Source organism: Dorea sp. AF24-7LB, from assembly GCF_003478575.1.
In the GTDB taxonomy this organism is placed as follows: Bacteria; Bacillota; Clostridia; order Lachnospirales; family Lachnospiraceae; genus Dorea_D; species Dorea_D hominis.
Genome location: NZ_QUFR01000005.1, coordinates 201191 through 214671, shown reverse-complemented (window position 1 = coordinate 214671; position 13481 = coordinate 201191). Strand labels below are relative to the sequence as shown.

Genomic DNA, 13481 nt, shown 5'->3' with positions numbered 1-13481 from the left:
TATTCTCTTAAGAATTTTCAGGGTTGTTGTCTATTGTTTAATTATCAAGGTTCTTATCTTTTCTTGCTGCTCATGTACGAATCAGCTTGTTTATAATAGCATTTCTTAGTACATTTTGTCAAGAACTTTTTTTCGTTTTTTTTAAATCTTTTTTACATCTTTTTAACAGATGCATCCGCTCTCATTCTCAATCGCTTCCGCATTAGAACTTCGAGCAAACGGAGAAAGAGGGATTTGAACCCTCGCGCCGCTATTAACGACCTACTCCCTTTCCAGGGGAGCCCCTTCAGCCTCTTGGGTATTTCTCCAAAATACTGATCTACAGCTTTACACATCACAAAACATATAAAAAACTACCGTCGCACAGACTAGTAGTTTTAAAGCGGAGAGGGTGGGATTCGAACCCACGCGCCCTCTCGGACAAACGGTTTTCAAGACCGCCTCGTTATGACCACTTCGATACCTCTCCATATATTCACTTGTTTATCGCTTCTGTATCAGCGACATGTTGTATTCTAGCACACTTCATGCCGCTTCGTCAATATCTTTTTTCATATTTTTTTATTTTTTTGTATTCCTGTGCTTTCCCGTAGTTAAGCACCACCTGCAAAGCCTCTTTAATTCAGATCTCATCCCTGTCTGCGACGTTCCAGCAGAAACATTTTTGCAATGTCCAGATCTTCCGGTGTCGTTATTTTTATATTTTCATAGGAACCTTCAAATAACTTTACCGGCATCTTAAGCATCTGTTCCAAAACCATTGCATCATCCGTCACCTGTACAGCGTGTTTCCCCATAAGTCTGGAATATGCATCTGTAATCAATTCTGTTTCAAATATCTGTGGTGTCTGGACTGCCCAGACATATTTACGTTCCGGTGTTGCTGTCGAATATGTCTTGTCGTCTACGATTTTAATGGTATCTTTGCTTGGCATGCCAGCTACACAAGCACGACATTTGCACACTGTATCATACCCTCTTCTTAAGATATTTTCTGTCACAAACGGTCTTGCTCCATCATGAATAAATACATAGCCGGTCTTGCTCTCTTCGCCGATTCTTCCATCTGCAATTGCCTGCAGACCATTCCAGACGGATGCATAACGCTCTGCGCCGCCTTCTACAACCGCCTTTACTTTTGAAAAATGATATTTTCGTACAATTTTTTCGTAAACTTCTTCTTCCTGTCCCTTTCCTACTACAAGAACAATATCATCTATAATAGATGATGACTGAAAAATCTCCAGTGTATAATAGATGACCGGTCTTTTATAAAGTTCTATATACTGCTTCTCTACAGAAGCATGCATACGTTTTCCACGTCCTGCCGACAGGACGATTGCCGTACAGTGTTTCTTCTGTCTGATTCCCATTATCTTTCACCTAACTTCAAGTTCGGGACTGCATTCAGATCCCAACCGTGCCTTGTTCCATTTATATATTCATAATATGCAGCCACGCCGATCATTGCTGCATTATCCGTACAGTAGATTGGCGACGGATAGTAGAACTGTACACCTTTTTCTTCACATGCTTTCTTCATTGCAGCACGCAGTGCACTGTTTGATGCCACGCCTCCTGCAATTGCAAATTTATCCACATGATATTCTCCTACCGCATGCATGGCATTTGCGACAAGTACATCTGTAACAGCTTTCTGGAAAGATGCTGCAATATCCGCCTGATTGTATTCGATTCCCTTCATCTGACAGCCATTAATATAATTCAACACAGCAGATTTCACTCCACTAAAGCTGAAATCATATGGTGAATCTTCTACATGTGCACGTGGAAATGCAATTGCCTCTGGATTTCCTTCTTTTGATACCTTGTCAATCTTTGGTCCTCCCGGATAACCGAGCCCGATCGCTCTGGCTACTTTGTCAAAAGCCTCTCCTGCCGCATCGTCTCTTGTACGTCCGATAATGTCAAATTTGCCGTAATCTTTTACGCGTACCAGATGGGTATGTCCTCCGGACACAACAAGGGAGAAAAACGGCGGTTCCAGATCTTTGTGTTCAATAAAATTTGCTGCAATATGTCCTTCAATATGATGCACTCCGACCAGTGGTTTCTTCGCAGCATATGCGATTGCCTTCGCTTCGGCAACACCGACAAGAAGCGCCCCAACCAATCCGGGACCGTAGGTTACTCCGATTGCATCTATATCTTCCAGTGTTACTTCAGCTTCTTTTAATGCTTCTTCTATTACCTGATTAATCTTCTCAATATGTTTTCTGGATGCGATTTCCGGAACAACACCTCCATATAAGGTATGAAGTGCAATCTGCGAAGAAATCACATTGGACAGCACTTCCCTGCCATTTTTCACAACCGCTGCTGCTGTCTCATCACAGGAACTTTCAATTGCCAGTATTAATATATCTTTTTCTTCACTCATTGTTTTACCTTTCTTTTCTCTGTTTGTTATTCACGTTCTAATCCGAAAATACAAGTTCCACCGAACGCCTGTCTTTTGCTGCAATCGCATTCGGGAAAATCTCTCTCACTTCATCCATATATTCTTCCGGCTTACTGAGTGATGGGCTGTAATGCGTCAGCCACATTTCTGCTACTTCTGCATCTTTTGCCAGCTTTGCCGCCTCATAAAATGTCATATGCTTATATTCTTTTGCTTTTTTCTGCTTATCTTTTTCACCATACATACCTTCGCAGATAAACAGATCCGAATGCATGGCATTCTTGCGGATAGCATCTACCGGTCTTGTATCGGTACAATATGTCAGTTTCAGACCTTTTCTTGCCGGTCCTAATACCATATCCGGAGTATATACATGCTCTCCATCTTCTACAGTCTCACCTTTTTGCAGGATTCCCCAGAACTGCTTTGGAATTGCATTTGCATTGGCGCGTTCCACATCGAATTTGCCGGCACGATCTATTTCCATCGTATAGCCATAGCATGTTACATTGTGATTTACACGGAATGCCTTCAGTCGGTATCCATTCATCTCAAGTGTCTGCTCCTGATCTTTGATTTCTATATATTTGATAGGAAACGGAAGCTCCGGCGCGATCACACGCAGTGCATTGACAACCCGTTCCAGCCCTTTTGGGCCAACCAATGTCAATGGTTCCGTCCGGTCTGCATTTCCCATTGTAAGGAGAAGTCCCGGTAATCCACTGATATGATCTCCATGATAATGTGTAAAACAGATCACATCAATCGGTTTGAAACTCCAGCCTTTTTCTTTAATTGCAATTTGCGTTCCTTCTCCGCAGTCGATCAGCAGGCTGCTGCCATTATATCTCACCATTAGTGACGTAAGCCACCGGTACGGCAACGGCATCATTCCTCCTGTTCCTAACAAACATACATCTAACATATTTTTACTTTACCTCTGTTTCTTCTCTTTTTCTTAACTGTCGCACGTTACAGGTATTGAAAATCCAGATACGATCCTGTCATAGCAGTCCTCACAAAGATCAAACGCGTCTTTCTGTCCGTCTTTCTTCGACAAATACCCCCAGTGCTTCTCCACTTCCACGATATCTTCCTGTGGGACTTCGTTTATTACCGAAATTTTCTTTCCGCAACAGTTGCAAATAATCTCATCTAATTTTTTTATCTCTATTTTTTGTGTTCTGTAATGGCGCATACGTTCCTCCTGCATGTGTCTGTCACATTTTTTCTCTTTGTTACGCCTACATTATATTCTTTCATTTTACAGATTCCTAGTGGAAACTGCTGACAATTATGATATCTGCCGGCTCATCAGAACCGCATCTTCCACCGGATCTGTATAGTAATTTTTACGCACTCCGTCCTCTGTAAACCCAAAAGACCGATAAAGTGCTGCCGCGCAGTCATTTCCGGCACGTACATCCAGCATCCATCTGTGGATTCCCGACGCTTTACACCACTCTGTAAATTCATTCATAAGTGCTGTAGCGATTCCCCGCCTCTGAAACTTTGGTGCAACTGCGATTTTGACAATCTCCGTCTCATCCAGCACATAAGAACAAAATAAATATCCTGCCAGTTTTCCTTCTATCCATGCCCCTGTATTTCGATATCCCGGTGCCTTCAGTGTCTCTTCTATACTGCCTGAGCTCCACGGATCCGGAAATGTACATTTTTCAATTGCCAGTATCTCTGATACTGACTGATTTATTGCTTCTAACACATCCTGCGGATCAAAAATCCGGACTTCTATTTGCTGCTTCATCTGCGAAACCTCATCAATCAAAATCTACTGACCGGATTTTTCCTTTTTCTCGCGTTCTGCACGTTCTCGTTCTGCCTGTGATACACGCAGGTAATCCGGGCGGTGTTCCATTGCTGTGACTGTTCTGCCTTCTCTATAATAATTCATGCCAAGTGCACCTACTGCTGCCGCACGCTGTCGGTTCAGGTGAGCAGGCGCAAACTGAATCTTCATATCTGCGAGCAGTTCATTTTCCAGATGTTCTCTAAAAACCGGTACACCATCTCCCAAAAATGTTACTTTCCGATTGTATTTTTTTAATTTTTCTGCCAGTTCTTCTATCGGAACTGCCATCTGTTCTTCCATAACTTTAAGTTCATTATCTGCACATGCATAAATACCTGTATAGACCTGCCCTCTTCTCGCATCCATAATTGGACAGATCAGTCCTTCTGTACCGCAGAGATTGTATGCCAGTCCTTCCAGTGTCGGCACTTCTACCAACGGCTTCTTAAGTGCAAGTCCCAGTCCTTTTGCAGTTGCTGAACCGATACGAAGTCCGGTAAATGAGCCAGGTCCGCTCGCGATTGCAATTGCATCGATCGTATCCAGGTCTAATTCTGTCATTTTCACAATCTCATCCAGCATCGGAAGAAGAGTCTGAGAATGTGTCTTCTTATAATTCACAGTATATTCGGCAATCGTCTGCGCATCTTTCTTTTCATTTTCTGATTCCAGAACCGCAACTCCTGCTACAAGGCCGGAGCTGTCCAGTGCTAATATTCGCATATACTAATCCTCCGATAATCAAATCCTTTTTCCAGATCTTTTTCTATCTTAATCTCTGTATAATGTTCCGGTAAGATCTCTTCGATCAGGTTCGCCCACTCGATCAGGCTCACCCCGTCACCATATATATAATCTTCATAGCCAATCTCATCCATCTCTTCGACATCTCCAATCCGGTACACATCAAAATGATAGAACGGCAAACGCCCTTCCTCATATACCTGTACAATTGTAAATGTCGGACTGCTTACCGGCTCCAGTATATCCAGGCCTCTTGCCAGACCTTTTGTAAAAACAGTCTTGCCAACGCCAAGATCACCGACCAGCGTATATACCTGTCCGGCATGTGCTTTCTTACCAAGTTCTAAACCGAACGCATAGGTTTCTTTCTCACTGTTTGTCTCTATTATCATGGATATTGTCCTCTCTGTTATCTTTGCACACGAACCGCCGGTGCCGGCATATTTTCATAAATCAAGTCTGCGATTTCTTTGTATTCCGCTTCAATCTGGTTTAATGGAAGAATAATTGCCTGCCCGGAATTACTGTATAAGATCAATATTTTCTTCGTTGTCACTGCACGCTTAAATGCATCCCACGATGCCATTCCACTGTCTGATTCTGTTGTTGTCAGGATTCCCTTCTCTGAAAATTCATAAGTCACCGGCACACTCAGACGATTGGAATGTTCCATCTGTTTTGTTACACGGTTGCGGATGATCATCTTCAATCCGCCCAGAACAAACGCTGCAAACAACGCAAATACAACTGCCAGTGCGATCTGCTGTTTTACAAGAAATGCCACTGCCAGTGCTACGTTCAGTACTCCAAGGACATTCCGGAATATTCCGATCTTACCGGAACAAATATGATGTATCGTAAAGTCTGTCACCGATGGGACATCCAGTTTTACTTCTACTTTTACTGCCATTTACACGCACCTCCAAATTTTCATTATATTTCATTGTAACACATCTTTTTTTTCCGTGCCACTTCTGTTATAGAAAAATAGGTATTATTACCAGCGTTTCACCTGACGCATTCCCCGGTTTGAAACCAGATTCATCAACACAATAATCAGAAATGCAATAAAAATTACGATCGCAACCCAGACACCTGCCGTCGCATAGTCTCCATCCTGGATAACCATGGCAATCCTCTGTGAAATCGTTCCTGTTTTTCCCGGAATGTTACCTGCCAGCATGGATGTTGCGCCATATTCTCCCAGAGCCCTGGCAAATGTAAGGATTGTTCCTGACAGAATTCCCGGACCTGCTGCCGGAACTACTACTTTCCAGAAAATAGTAATCTCACTCATTCCAAGTGTGCGTCCGGCATGAATCAGGTTAACATCAATCTGTTCAAACGCCGCTCTTGCATTCCGGTACATAAGAGGAAATGCAATAACTGTTGCTGCTATAATACAGCCAAGCCATGTCTGCACGACTTTAATGTGGAACTGTTCAAACAAAAAAATTCCAAAAGGTCGTCTTCTGCTGAAAATCAACAAAAGGAAAAATCCTGCTACTGTCGGGGGAAGTACCATCGGCAGTGTCAGAAAACCATCCAGAATGGCTTTCATCTTAGGTCCTGCCTTTACCACTTTTCTCGCCGCATAGATGCCAAGAAAAAAAGAGAAAATCGTAGCTGCTATACCTGTTTTCATGGAAATATAAAGTGGGCTCCAGTCCAGATTTCGTATAATTTCTGCCATTTTTTCATTCCTCCTGTGTTTTTTTAATCATTTGTTATGTCCGTTATTTCTAAAACAGACTATGCTTCCCGCATAGCCTGTATCTGTTTTCTATCTATTTCATGTTTATTTTACATTTGTGTCAAAGTAATAAGAGTCAAATACTTTCTTTGACTGATCTGATGTTACGAATTTTAAGAAGTCTTCTGCTGCCGCTTTCTGTGCTTTGTCAGCTTCATCATTTTTCACTTCTGCGATTGGATAAATAACATCCCCTGTCAGATCATAGCTTACTTTTTCCAGGATATCCAGATCTTTTTCGTATCCATATGTATCTGAATAGTAAGTGGTTCCGACTTCGCAGGATCCTTCTACTACTGCGGAAAGGACTTTACTGACATTATCCTGTTCACTGATTTCCACATCGCCAAGCGCTTTGGAAACTTCTTCTGTTGTAATCGTTGCCGGATCTTCCACTTTTTTCAGCTTACCAATAGATATCAGTGCCGCTCTTGTATATTTACCAACCGGAACACTGCCGCCTGCTAATGCAATACTTTTAGCGTCTTTTAATGTTTCCAGACCTTTTACTTTTGTTTTGCTGTCTTTTCTTGTTACAACAATGACCTGATTGTTTACTACATTTTTTCTTGTACCGTCTACAACCAGTCCGTCCTCTTCAAGCTGATCCATCTGTTTCTGTGCTGCTGAAAAGAATAAATCACACTCATACCCTTCTTCAATCTGTGTCAGAAGTGTTCCTGAACTGTCAGCATTATAAGTGATTTTTACATCCGGGTGATCTTTCTGATATTCTTTTGCAAGTTCTGTCATGACTGTATTCAGACTTGCCGCAATAAATACCTGGATCTCTGTCTTTTTCCCGGATTCCTTTTTTGAATCCTTGCTCTCGTTTTTGTTTCCCGCACAGCCTGCTAAAGAAAATACCATAACAGCCGCCAGCACTGCTGCTAAAATTCTTTTTTTCATTTGTCTTCTCCTTTGATTAGATGTTGATAATTAAGAAAAATCTCTTCTTATAAATTTATAATCTAATCTTTGAAAGTTTACACCCATAGGTAATAAATAATACGAGCTTTGCCGAACTTATTATGCTATACCCGCGCACATTCGCGGCTTGTCCCACGGAGTACTTCAAGTCCATGTTCCAGGTGTGGCAGCAGAAATCTCAGTGCTTCCTTTACTGCTTTGGGGCTTCCCGGCAAATTAATGATCAGAGTTTTCCCCCTGATTCCCGATACTCCCCTGCTGAACATTGCCCTCGGTGTAATCGTCATAGAATAATTACGAATTGCTTCTGCAATTCCATTTGCCATTCGATTGCAAACCTCGATGGTTGCCTCCGGCGTTACATCTCTTTCTGAGAATCCGGTGCCACCGGTTGTAAATACAACATTGATCTGCCTTTGATCGGCAAGTCTTTTCAGTTCTTTTTTTAATGCTTCTTTTTCATCCGGCAGAAGCAGGCTTTCTTTTACGATGTATCCAGCCTCTTCAGCAAGGCTTACCGCCTCCGGACCGCTCTTATCTTCTCTTTCTCCCCGTGAGCCTTTATCGCTCAACGTAATGACTGCTGCAGTAAATGGACGATTTTCATCCAGCGGTAACTTCTCTACTTCATCTCCGACTTTTATGTGTCCGCCTTTTACTACTTCAGCAAATACACCTTCTCTCGGCATGATGCAGTCACCCATCCGTTTATAGATCTCGCAGTGGCTGTGGCAATTCTTCCCGATCTGCGTCATTTCCAGAATCGCATCTCCGATTCGGAATCTGGTTCCGACAGGAAGATCCCGAAAATCATATCCTTCAATGATCAAGTTTTCGCCAAATGCTCCCAGTGCTACATCCGCACCTTTTTCTCTGAATTTCTGTATTTTTTCATAAGAAAGAAGGCTGACCTGCCTGTGCCAGTTGCCACCGTGGGCATCTTCTTCCAGCCCCCAGCCTTCTATTAAATTCACTTCTTTTTGTTCTTTTTTGACTGTACCTCTTTTTTCACTGGTACAGATTCCGACAATTTTCCCCATAGATTTACCCTCCGATCTGTGCCATTTTTTTCTTTTCCGACACTTTTTCAATCTCTGAAAAACAATGTTTTTTCGGTTTTATTTGTATTGCATGCTTTATATTTTCTCTGATTTTTTCCGAATCACCGCATCTTGCTACGTCACGCACAGATATCGTTTCATCATAACAGAGACATGGTTTTAATTCGCCTGTAGATGTCATGCGCAATCGGTTACAGGAATCACAGAACACACCATGTATTGCACTGATAAATCCTATACTTCCTTCAAACCCAGGAATTTTATAATAGATTGCCGGTCCATTTCCGTGTTTTCTTTCATCCGGTTTTATATCCGGATAGATTTCTTTTATTTTCTGAAACAGCGTTGTATTGGAAATCGTTTCTCCTTCTTTTCCTTCTCCGATTGGCATGAGTTCCAGAAACCGGACATCGACAGGAATATCTTTCGCCAGAATCAGTAATTCCTTCCATGAAGATTCATTTCGCCCTCTTTGTAAAATCGTGTTGGTCTTCACATGCATTCCTATCTTCATTGCAGCTTTCAGCGACTGCAGCACCTGATCCAACATTGGAAATCCGGTAATCTCTGTATAAACTTTCTGATCTAATGTGTCCAGACTGATGTTGACACTCCGAAGACCGGCATTCCAAAGTTCCGGTAAATATTTTTCAAGCAGCACACCATTTGTTGTAAGTGTGACTTCCTCTGTACCTGGAATCTCATAAATCATCCGGATCAGATCTGCACAGCCTCTTCGCGCAAGCGGTTCACCACCGGTAATTTTGAATTTATGAATGCCAAGTGAAACTGCTTCCTGACAGACACTTACAATCTCTTCATAAGTCAGAAGGTCTTTCATAGGGCAGAGCTCTATTCCGTCCGGCATACAATATTGGCAGCGCAAATTGCACCGGTCAGTAATTGAAATACGCATATAATTGATTTCTCTGCCACATAAATCCTTCATTTCTTCTATCTCGCTCCTTGCTCTCTTCCTTCTTGTTCTCTTTGTTCTCTGGGAAGGCTGTCTATAAATGATTGTTTTACATTCTTACTCCTCAAGAAGTTCTAGCAATACTTTTACAGAGCCCCCGCACACCATGCCTTCTTCACCTGCGTCTGCATTTTGCAAATCTACAGAACAAATGCTGGCTGTGTCTGTTTCGTCCTTCCCACTTTGCGGCTGTGTAGTAGTTAATGTCCGGGCTTTTGACATCAGCAGTCTTGCTTTCTGCACAACTCCGGCTTCCATACAGCCTCCACCAATCGTGCCAACACAGGTTCCGTTTTCGCAGATCAGCATCTTCACGCCAACGCCCTGTGGCGCAGAACCTTTTCTATCTATAATTGTTGCTAAGACTTTCTGTCCATAATCTGTATCATTTTCTATCGCCTTACGGATTTCTTTGGAATAGCCGTAGGTGCGTTTCTTCTTATTTTTTACTTCTATGATCTCTGCAATGATCGCAACACCGATTTCTTCCGGTGTCTCTGCCCCGATATTTAACCCGATCGGTGAATAGATTTCATCCAGCACAGCCTGATCGCAGCCTTTTTCCAGTAAGTGTTCTTTTACCATCGCAATGCGTCTGCGGCTTCCGATCATTCCAATGTATGCATGTCTTTTCTTTGTAATCTGCTCCAGGCACTCTTCATCATAGCGATGTCCTCTTGTCACAATGACGAAATAAGTGTCTGCATCTCCGTCGATTCTCTGCAGACCATCCGCAAATGCTTCGCAGTATACTTCATCTGCTCCTGCTTTTCTCGCCGCATCCGCAAATTTCGGTCGGTCTTCCAAAACAATCACATGACAGCCGATCATCCGTCCCATACGGATTACCGGAATGGAAACATGTCCGCCACCGCAAATGACAAGTTTCTTTTCATTGCCTAATGTATCACAAAATACTTGTTCATCTGAAAGCTGTATCTTTCCACTTATATCCAGCTTATGAAGTTCTTCCGGGTGTTCTCCAAAATATCTGGCATAGCGTTCTTGTGCATCCGATTCCCATACAATTTTATGATCTGCCACAAGACACTTCTCACCCAGATATTCTGTTTGCAAGCTTGTAAGTACCTGTTTTTCCACATCCGGTTCACACTGATCGATTGCCTCGAATAATGCCCACATGTCAGTCGCTCTGCTTTTTACATCTACCATTACCGGGTGCCTCCTTTACCGAAGCCGCAATTCGGGAAGGTGCATTCCGGACAATTCAGACATAAACCACCTTCTCCAAGTGTATTTAAATCTTCTGCTGTTAATATTTCACCGACAGTCAATCTCGGAAGTACAAGATCGAAAATCGTTCGTTTAGAATACATGACACATCCCGGAAGTCCTAAGACTGGAATTACTTCTTTTCCTTCTTCTCTATAATATGCAAGCAGGAACATGGCTCCCGGGAGAACCGGTGCGCCGTAACTTACAATCTCGCCTGTCACCTGCCGGATTGCATACGGAGTCCGGTCATCCGGATCTACGCTCATTCCACCGGTACAGACAATCATGTTACATCCATCTGCTAATAAGCTACGAATTGCATTTTCAATCATCTGCGGATCATCATTGCAAATCTCATGTCCACCAATCTCTATATCGTATTCAGCCAGTTTTTCTTCGATCACCGGCGTAAATGTATCCTTGATCCTGTGATAATAAACTTCACTTCCAGTTGTAACAATACCTGCTTTCTTCTTTTTATAAGGAAGGATGTTGAAAATTACTCCTCCTGCTGTCACATCTTTTGCCTGCTGCATTTTTTCTTCACTAATTACCAATGGGATTACTCTTGTTCCGGCTAATTTATCGCCTTTTTTTACTGGAAAATCGCCGTGTCTGCTGGCGATCATTATCTCGCCAAGACTATTGACTTTCCGTAATTTCTCCCGTTCAATCTTCAATACACCATCTATATCCGCAATCAGTTCAATTTTCCCTTCTTTGACATCTGATGGATGCATATGTTCTCCCTGGCAGATCTGGCGTAAGATCTCTGCCGCATCATTTTCATGCAGCATGCCTTCTTCCTTTTCCCAGACGTAGAGATTCTCTTTTCCAACAGATAACAGAACCGGGATATCTTCTTCTGTCACAATATGACCTTTGCGGAATACTGCGTCCTTCGTCACGCCTTTGATAATCTGTGTGATATCGTGGCACAATACATGTCCGACTGCATCTTCCGTTTTAATCAGCTTCATCTGTAGTTCCTCCTGTCTGTATGTCTATGATTGCTTTTTCCAGACTAATAACGCTTTCTTCTGTGATTGAGCTGTTTATTGTGATCGCATTCCGAAAATCTTCGCCGTAATACTTATAAAAGGCATCTTCGGCGGCTTTTTGCACTTCTGTTTCCATCTTACGATAAGTTTTGACCAGCTTTTGACCGGCTTCTGTCAGCCTTGCGCCTCCGCCGCCTGCGCCACCTGTCCAGCGTTCTACTATAGATATACCAATCACCTGATCCAGTTTTTTTAACATCTTGCTCCCCTTGGAATAAGAAAGTTCCATCCGTACACACGCTTTTTGCACAGAACCGGTCTCATCAATCAATTCCAGAAGTTCACACACGCCCGGTCCGAAGAACTTTTCCTGCGTGTCAAAACGCAGGCGGATCTTGGGATGGATGCAGTTGTTTATCGTGTTCGTGTCTTTCATAGTAGTGTTTCTCCGAAAAATCCATTTAATAAAATCGTTTTATGAATATATTTATTATAAGTTTCGTTATGTTTTTTTAAATATAACGGTTGTATTTTAGCATATGAAATAAAATGAGGCAAGGGTTAAGATGTTAACTTCCAGAAAGATTATCTATGTCGTTGATTTATTTGATGTCAGCCTGGATTATCTTAATACAGTACATTGTAATTCTATATTTATCTATGAAAAGATTGAGTATCACAACTACTTTTAATAAAATAAAAAAGACGATCAGTTGCATTTCGTACTATTCTGCAAACCACCGTCTTTTTTTCTTTACTTTTATTTACCTATATTCATTTATATATAATGAGTTTACACAACAACCGCATCCATGATCTCCCCGATCGGAGCTGCAATGGTAAGATCTGCTCCGACAGATCTCGCTGTCTCGCTTTTATTGATCACAACCAGGTGTTTACCATGGAAATAATCGATAAATCCGGCTGCCGGATATACAACCAGAGATGTGCCACCGATAATGAGCATATCAGCTTCACTGATCGCACGGATGCTTTTCTGGATTACTTCCGGATCCAGTCCTTCTTCATAAAGGACCACATCCGGTTTGATCATTCCGCCACACTCGCAATGCGGAATCCCCTCCGCATTTTTCACATATGCTGCATCATAAAATCTGCCACATTCCATACAGTAATTACGGTGTATACTTCCGTGCAGTTCCAGTACATTCTTACTTCCTGCTGCCTGATGAAGTCCGTCAATATTCTGTGTGATCACAGCAGTCAGCTTTCCTGCTGCTTCCAGTTCTGCGATTTTCTTATGTGCTGCATTCGGTTTCGCGTTCAGATACATCATCTTTTCTTTGTAAAATTCATAGAATCCTTCCGGGTTATGCATAAAAAAACTGTGGCTTACAATCTGCTCCGGTGTATACTTATAATTCTGATGATACAATCCATCTGCACTCCGGAAATCCGGAATGTTACTTTCCGTCGAAACGCCGGCGCCTCCGAAAAATACAATACGGTCTGAATCATCAATCATTTTCTGCAACTGTGTAATCTGTTCTTTCCATTGTTCCTGCATAATCATGCACCTCCTGA

At 42.3% G+C, this 13481-nt stretch carries 17 protein-coding genes and 2 tRNA genes; 1 reads left to right on the top strand and 18 read right to left on the bottom strand.

Going from position 1 to position 13481, the window contains the following annotated elements; translation table 11 throughout:
• Positions 1–219: 219 nt before the first annotated feature.
• The 17 genes from DWY31_RS07505 to DWY31_RS07425 form a co-directional block, all read right to left on the bottom strand.
• Positions 220–308 (bottom strand) — tRNA-Ser (locus tag DWY31_RS07505).
• Positions 309–383: 75 nt separating this feature from the next.
• A tRNA-Ser gene (locus tag DWY31_RS07500) sits at positions 384–469 on the bottom strand.
• Positions 470–629: 160 nt separating this feature from the next.
• Complete coding sequence (ispD, locus tag DWY31_RS07495; RefSeq protein WP_021859740.1) at positions 630–1373, bottom strand: 2-C-methyl-D-erythritol 4-phosphate cytidylyltransferase; 744 nt, start codon at positions 1371–1373, stop codon at positions 630–632.
• Positions 1373–2401: a tRNA (adenosine(37)-N6)-threonylcarbamoyltransferase complex transferase subunit TsaD gene (gene tsaD / locus DWY31_RS07490; protein ID WP_117537867.1), complete on the bottom strand. Its 1029-nt coding sequence runs from the start codon at positions 2399–2401 to the stop codon at positions 1373–1375. The genes ispD and tsaD overlap by 1 nt, the downstream gene beginning before the upstream one ends.
• Positions 2402–2438: 37 nt before the next feature.
• Positions 2439–3347 (bottom strand): ribonuclease Z, encoded by a 909-nt coding sequence (locus DWY31_RS07485; RefSeq protein ID WP_118519933.1) that lies wholly within the window; start codon positions 3345–3347, stop codon positions 2439–2441.
• 33 nt (positions 3348–3380) lie between these two features.
• Positions 3381–3620: a hypothetical protein gene (locus tag DWY31_RS07480; protein WP_117537865.1), complete on the bottom strand. Its 240-nt coding sequence runs from the start codon at positions 3618–3620 to the stop codon at positions 3381–3383.
• Between the two features lie 96 nt (positions 3621–3716).
• Positions 3717–4190: a ribosomal protein S18-alanine N-acetyltransferase gene (gene rimI / locus DWY31_RS07475; RefSeq protein WP_118519932.1), complete on the bottom strand. Its 474-nt coding sequence runs from the start codon at positions 4188–4190 to the stop codon at positions 3717–3719.
• Positions 4191–4214: 24 nt separating this feature from the next.
• On the bottom strand, positions 4215–4958 hold the full coding sequence (gene tsaB, locus DWY31_RS07470) for a tRNA (adenosine(37)-N6)-threonylcarbamoyltransferase complex dimerization subunit type 1 TsaB (RefSeq protein WP_118519931.1): 744 nt from the start codon (positions 4956–4958) through the stop codon (positions 4215–4217).
• Positions 4946–5371, bottom strand: a complete 426-nt coding sequence (tsaE, locus tag DWY31_RS07465; RefSeq protein WP_021859734.1) for a tRNA (adenosine(37)-N6)-threonylcarbamoyltransferase complex ATPase subunit type 1 TsaE — start codon at positions 5369–5371, stop codon at positions 4946–4948. Before tsaE ends, tsaB begins: the two co-directional genes overlap by 13 nt.
• Before the next feature lie 17 nt (positions 5372–5388).
• Positions 5389–5889: a YcxB family protein gene (locus tag DWY31_RS07460; RefSeq protein ID WP_118288428.1), complete on the bottom strand. Its 501-nt coding sequence runs from the start codon at positions 5887–5889 to the stop codon at positions 5389–5391.
• An 87-nt stretch (positions 5890–5976) separates the two neighbouring features.
• Positions 5977–6672 (bottom strand): molybdate ABC transporter permease subunit, encoded by a 696-nt coding sequence (gene modB / locus DWY31_RS07455; protein WP_021859732.1) that lies wholly within the window; start codon positions 6670–6672, stop codon positions 5977–5979.
• A 105-nt stretch (positions 6673–6777) separates the two neighbouring features.
• Complete coding sequence (gene modA / locus DWY31_RS07450) at positions 6778–7641, bottom strand: molybdate ABC transporter substrate-binding protein (protein WP_118519930.1); 864 nt, start codon at positions 7639–7641, stop codon at positions 6778–6780.
• Positions 7642–7766: 125 nt separating this feature from the next.
• On the bottom strand, positions 7767–8702 hold the full coding sequence (locus tag DWY31_RS07445; protein ID WP_118519929.1) for an MOSC domain-containing protein: 936 nt from the start codon (positions 8700–8702) through the stop codon (positions 7767–7769).
• Positions 8703–8706: 4 nt separating this feature from the next.
• Positions 8707–9672: a GTP 3',8-cyclase MoaA gene (moaA, locus tag DWY31_RS07440; protein ID WP_118519928.1), complete on the bottom strand. Its 966-nt coding sequence runs from the start codon at positions 9670–9672 to the stop codon at positions 8707–8709.
• 84 nt (positions 9673–9756) lie between these two features.
• Positions 9757–10872 carry an XdhC family protein gene (locus tag DWY31_RS07435; protein ID WP_243060482.1) on the bottom strand — a complete coding sequence of 372 codons (1116 nt, stop codon included), beginning with the start codon at positions 10870–10872 and terminating at the stop codon, positions 9757–9759.
• On the bottom strand, positions 10872–11915 hold the full coding sequence (locus DWY31_RS07430) for a molybdopterin-binding protein (protein ID WP_118288424.1): 1044 nt from the start codon (positions 11913–11915) through the stop codon (positions 10872–10874). The genes DWY31_RS07435 and DWY31_RS07430 overlap by 1 nt, the downstream gene beginning before the upstream one ends.
• The gene (locus DWY31_RS07425) at positions 11902–12372 is read right to left on the bottom strand and encodes a winged helix-turn-helix domain-containing protein (RefSeq protein WP_118519927.1); all 471 of its coding nucleotides are present in this window, start codon (positions 12370–12372) and stop codon (positions 11902–11904) included. Before DWY31_RS07425 ends, DWY31_RS07430 begins: the two co-directional genes overlap by 14 nt.
• 130 nt (positions 12373–12502) lie before the next feature.
• On the opposite strand from DWY31_RS07425, the gene DWY31_RS14270 reads away from it, so the two are divergent.
• On the top strand, positions 12503–12628 hold the full coding sequence (locus DWY31_RS14270) for a hypothetical protein (RefSeq protein WP_021859725.1): 126 nt from the start codon (positions 12503–12505) through the stop codon (positions 12626–12628).
• Positions 12629–12729: 101 nt separating this feature from the next.
• On the opposite strand, the gene DWY31_RS07420 is transcribed toward DWY31_RS14270, so the two are convergent.
• Positions 12730–13464, bottom strand: coding sequence for an NAD-dependent protein deacylase (locus DWY31_RS07420; protein ID WP_330411856.1), 735 nt, complete (start codon positions 13462–13464; stop codon positions 12730–12732).
• Positions 13465–13481: the final 17 nt, after the last annotated feature.

Excerpts from the sequence above, each read along its gene's own strand:
- ispD (WP_021859740.1), bottom strand. The coding sequence starts at position 1,373 with ATGGGAATCAGACAGAAGAAACACTGTACGGCAATCGTCCTGTCGGCA.
- tsaD (WP_117537867.1), bottom strand. The coding sequence starts at position 2,401 with ATGAGTGAAGAAAAAGATATATTAATACTGGCAATTGAAAGTTCCTGT.
- DWY31_RS07485 (WP_118519933.1), bottom strand. The coding sequence starts at position 3,347 with ATGTTAGATGTATGTTTGTTAGGAACAGGAGGAATGATGCCGTTGCCG.
- DWY31_RS07480 (WP_117537865.1), bottom strand. The coding sequence starts at position 3,620 with ATGCGCCATTACAGAACACAAAAAATAGAGATAAAAAAATTAGATGAG.
- rimI (WP_118519932.1), bottom strand. The coding sequence starts at position 4,190 with ATGAAGCAGCAAATAGAAGTCCGGATTTTTGATCCGCAGGATGTGTTA.
- tsaB (WP_118519931.1), bottom strand. The coding sequence starts at position 4,958 with ATGCGAATATTAGCACTGGACAGCTCCGGCCTTGTAGCAGGAGTTGCG.
- tsaE (WP_021859734.1), bottom strand. The coding sequence starts at position 5,371 with ATGATAATAGAGACAAACAGTGAGAAAGAAACCTATGCGTTCGGTTTA.
- DWY31_RS07460 (WP_118288428.1), bottom strand. The coding sequence starts at position 5,889 with ATGGCAGTAAAAGTAGAAGTAAAACTGGATGTCCCATCGGTGACAGAC.
- modB (WP_021859732.1), bottom strand. The coding sequence starts at position 6,672 with ATGGCAGAAATTATACGAAATCTGGACTGGAGCCCACTTTATATTTCC.
- modA (WP_118519930.1), bottom strand. The coding sequence starts at position 7,641 with ATGAAAAAAAGAATTTTAGCAGCAGTGCTGGCGGCTGTTATGGTATTT.
- DWY31_RS07445 (WP_118519929.1), bottom strand. The coding sequence starts at position 8,702 with ATGGGGAAAATTGTCGGAATCTGTACCAGTGAAAAAAGAGGTACAGTC.
- moaA (WP_118519928.1), bottom strand. The coding sequence starts at position 9,672 with ATGAAGGATTTATGTGGCAGAGAAATCAATTATATGCGTATTTCAATT.
- DWY31_RS07435 (WP_243060482.1), bottom strand. The coding sequence starts at position 10,872 with ATGGTAGATGTAAAAAGCAGAGCGACTGACATGTGGGCATTATTCGAG.
- DWY31_RS07430 (WP_118288424.1), bottom strand. The coding sequence starts at position 11,915 with ATGAAGCTGATTAAAACGGAAGATGCAGTCGGACATGTATTGTGCCAC.
- DWY31_RS07425 (WP_118519927.1), bottom strand. The coding sequence starts at position 12,372 with ATGAAAGACACGAACACGATAAACAACTGCATCCATCCCAAGATCCGC.
- DWY31_RS14270 (WP_021859725.1), top strand. The coding sequence starts at position 12,503 with ATGTTAACTTCCAGAAAGATTATCTATGTCGTTGATTTATTTGATGTC.
- DWY31_RS07420 (WP_330411856.1), bottom strand. The coding sequence starts at position 13,464 with ATGCAGGAACAATGGAAAGAACAGATTACACAGTTGCAGAAAATGATT.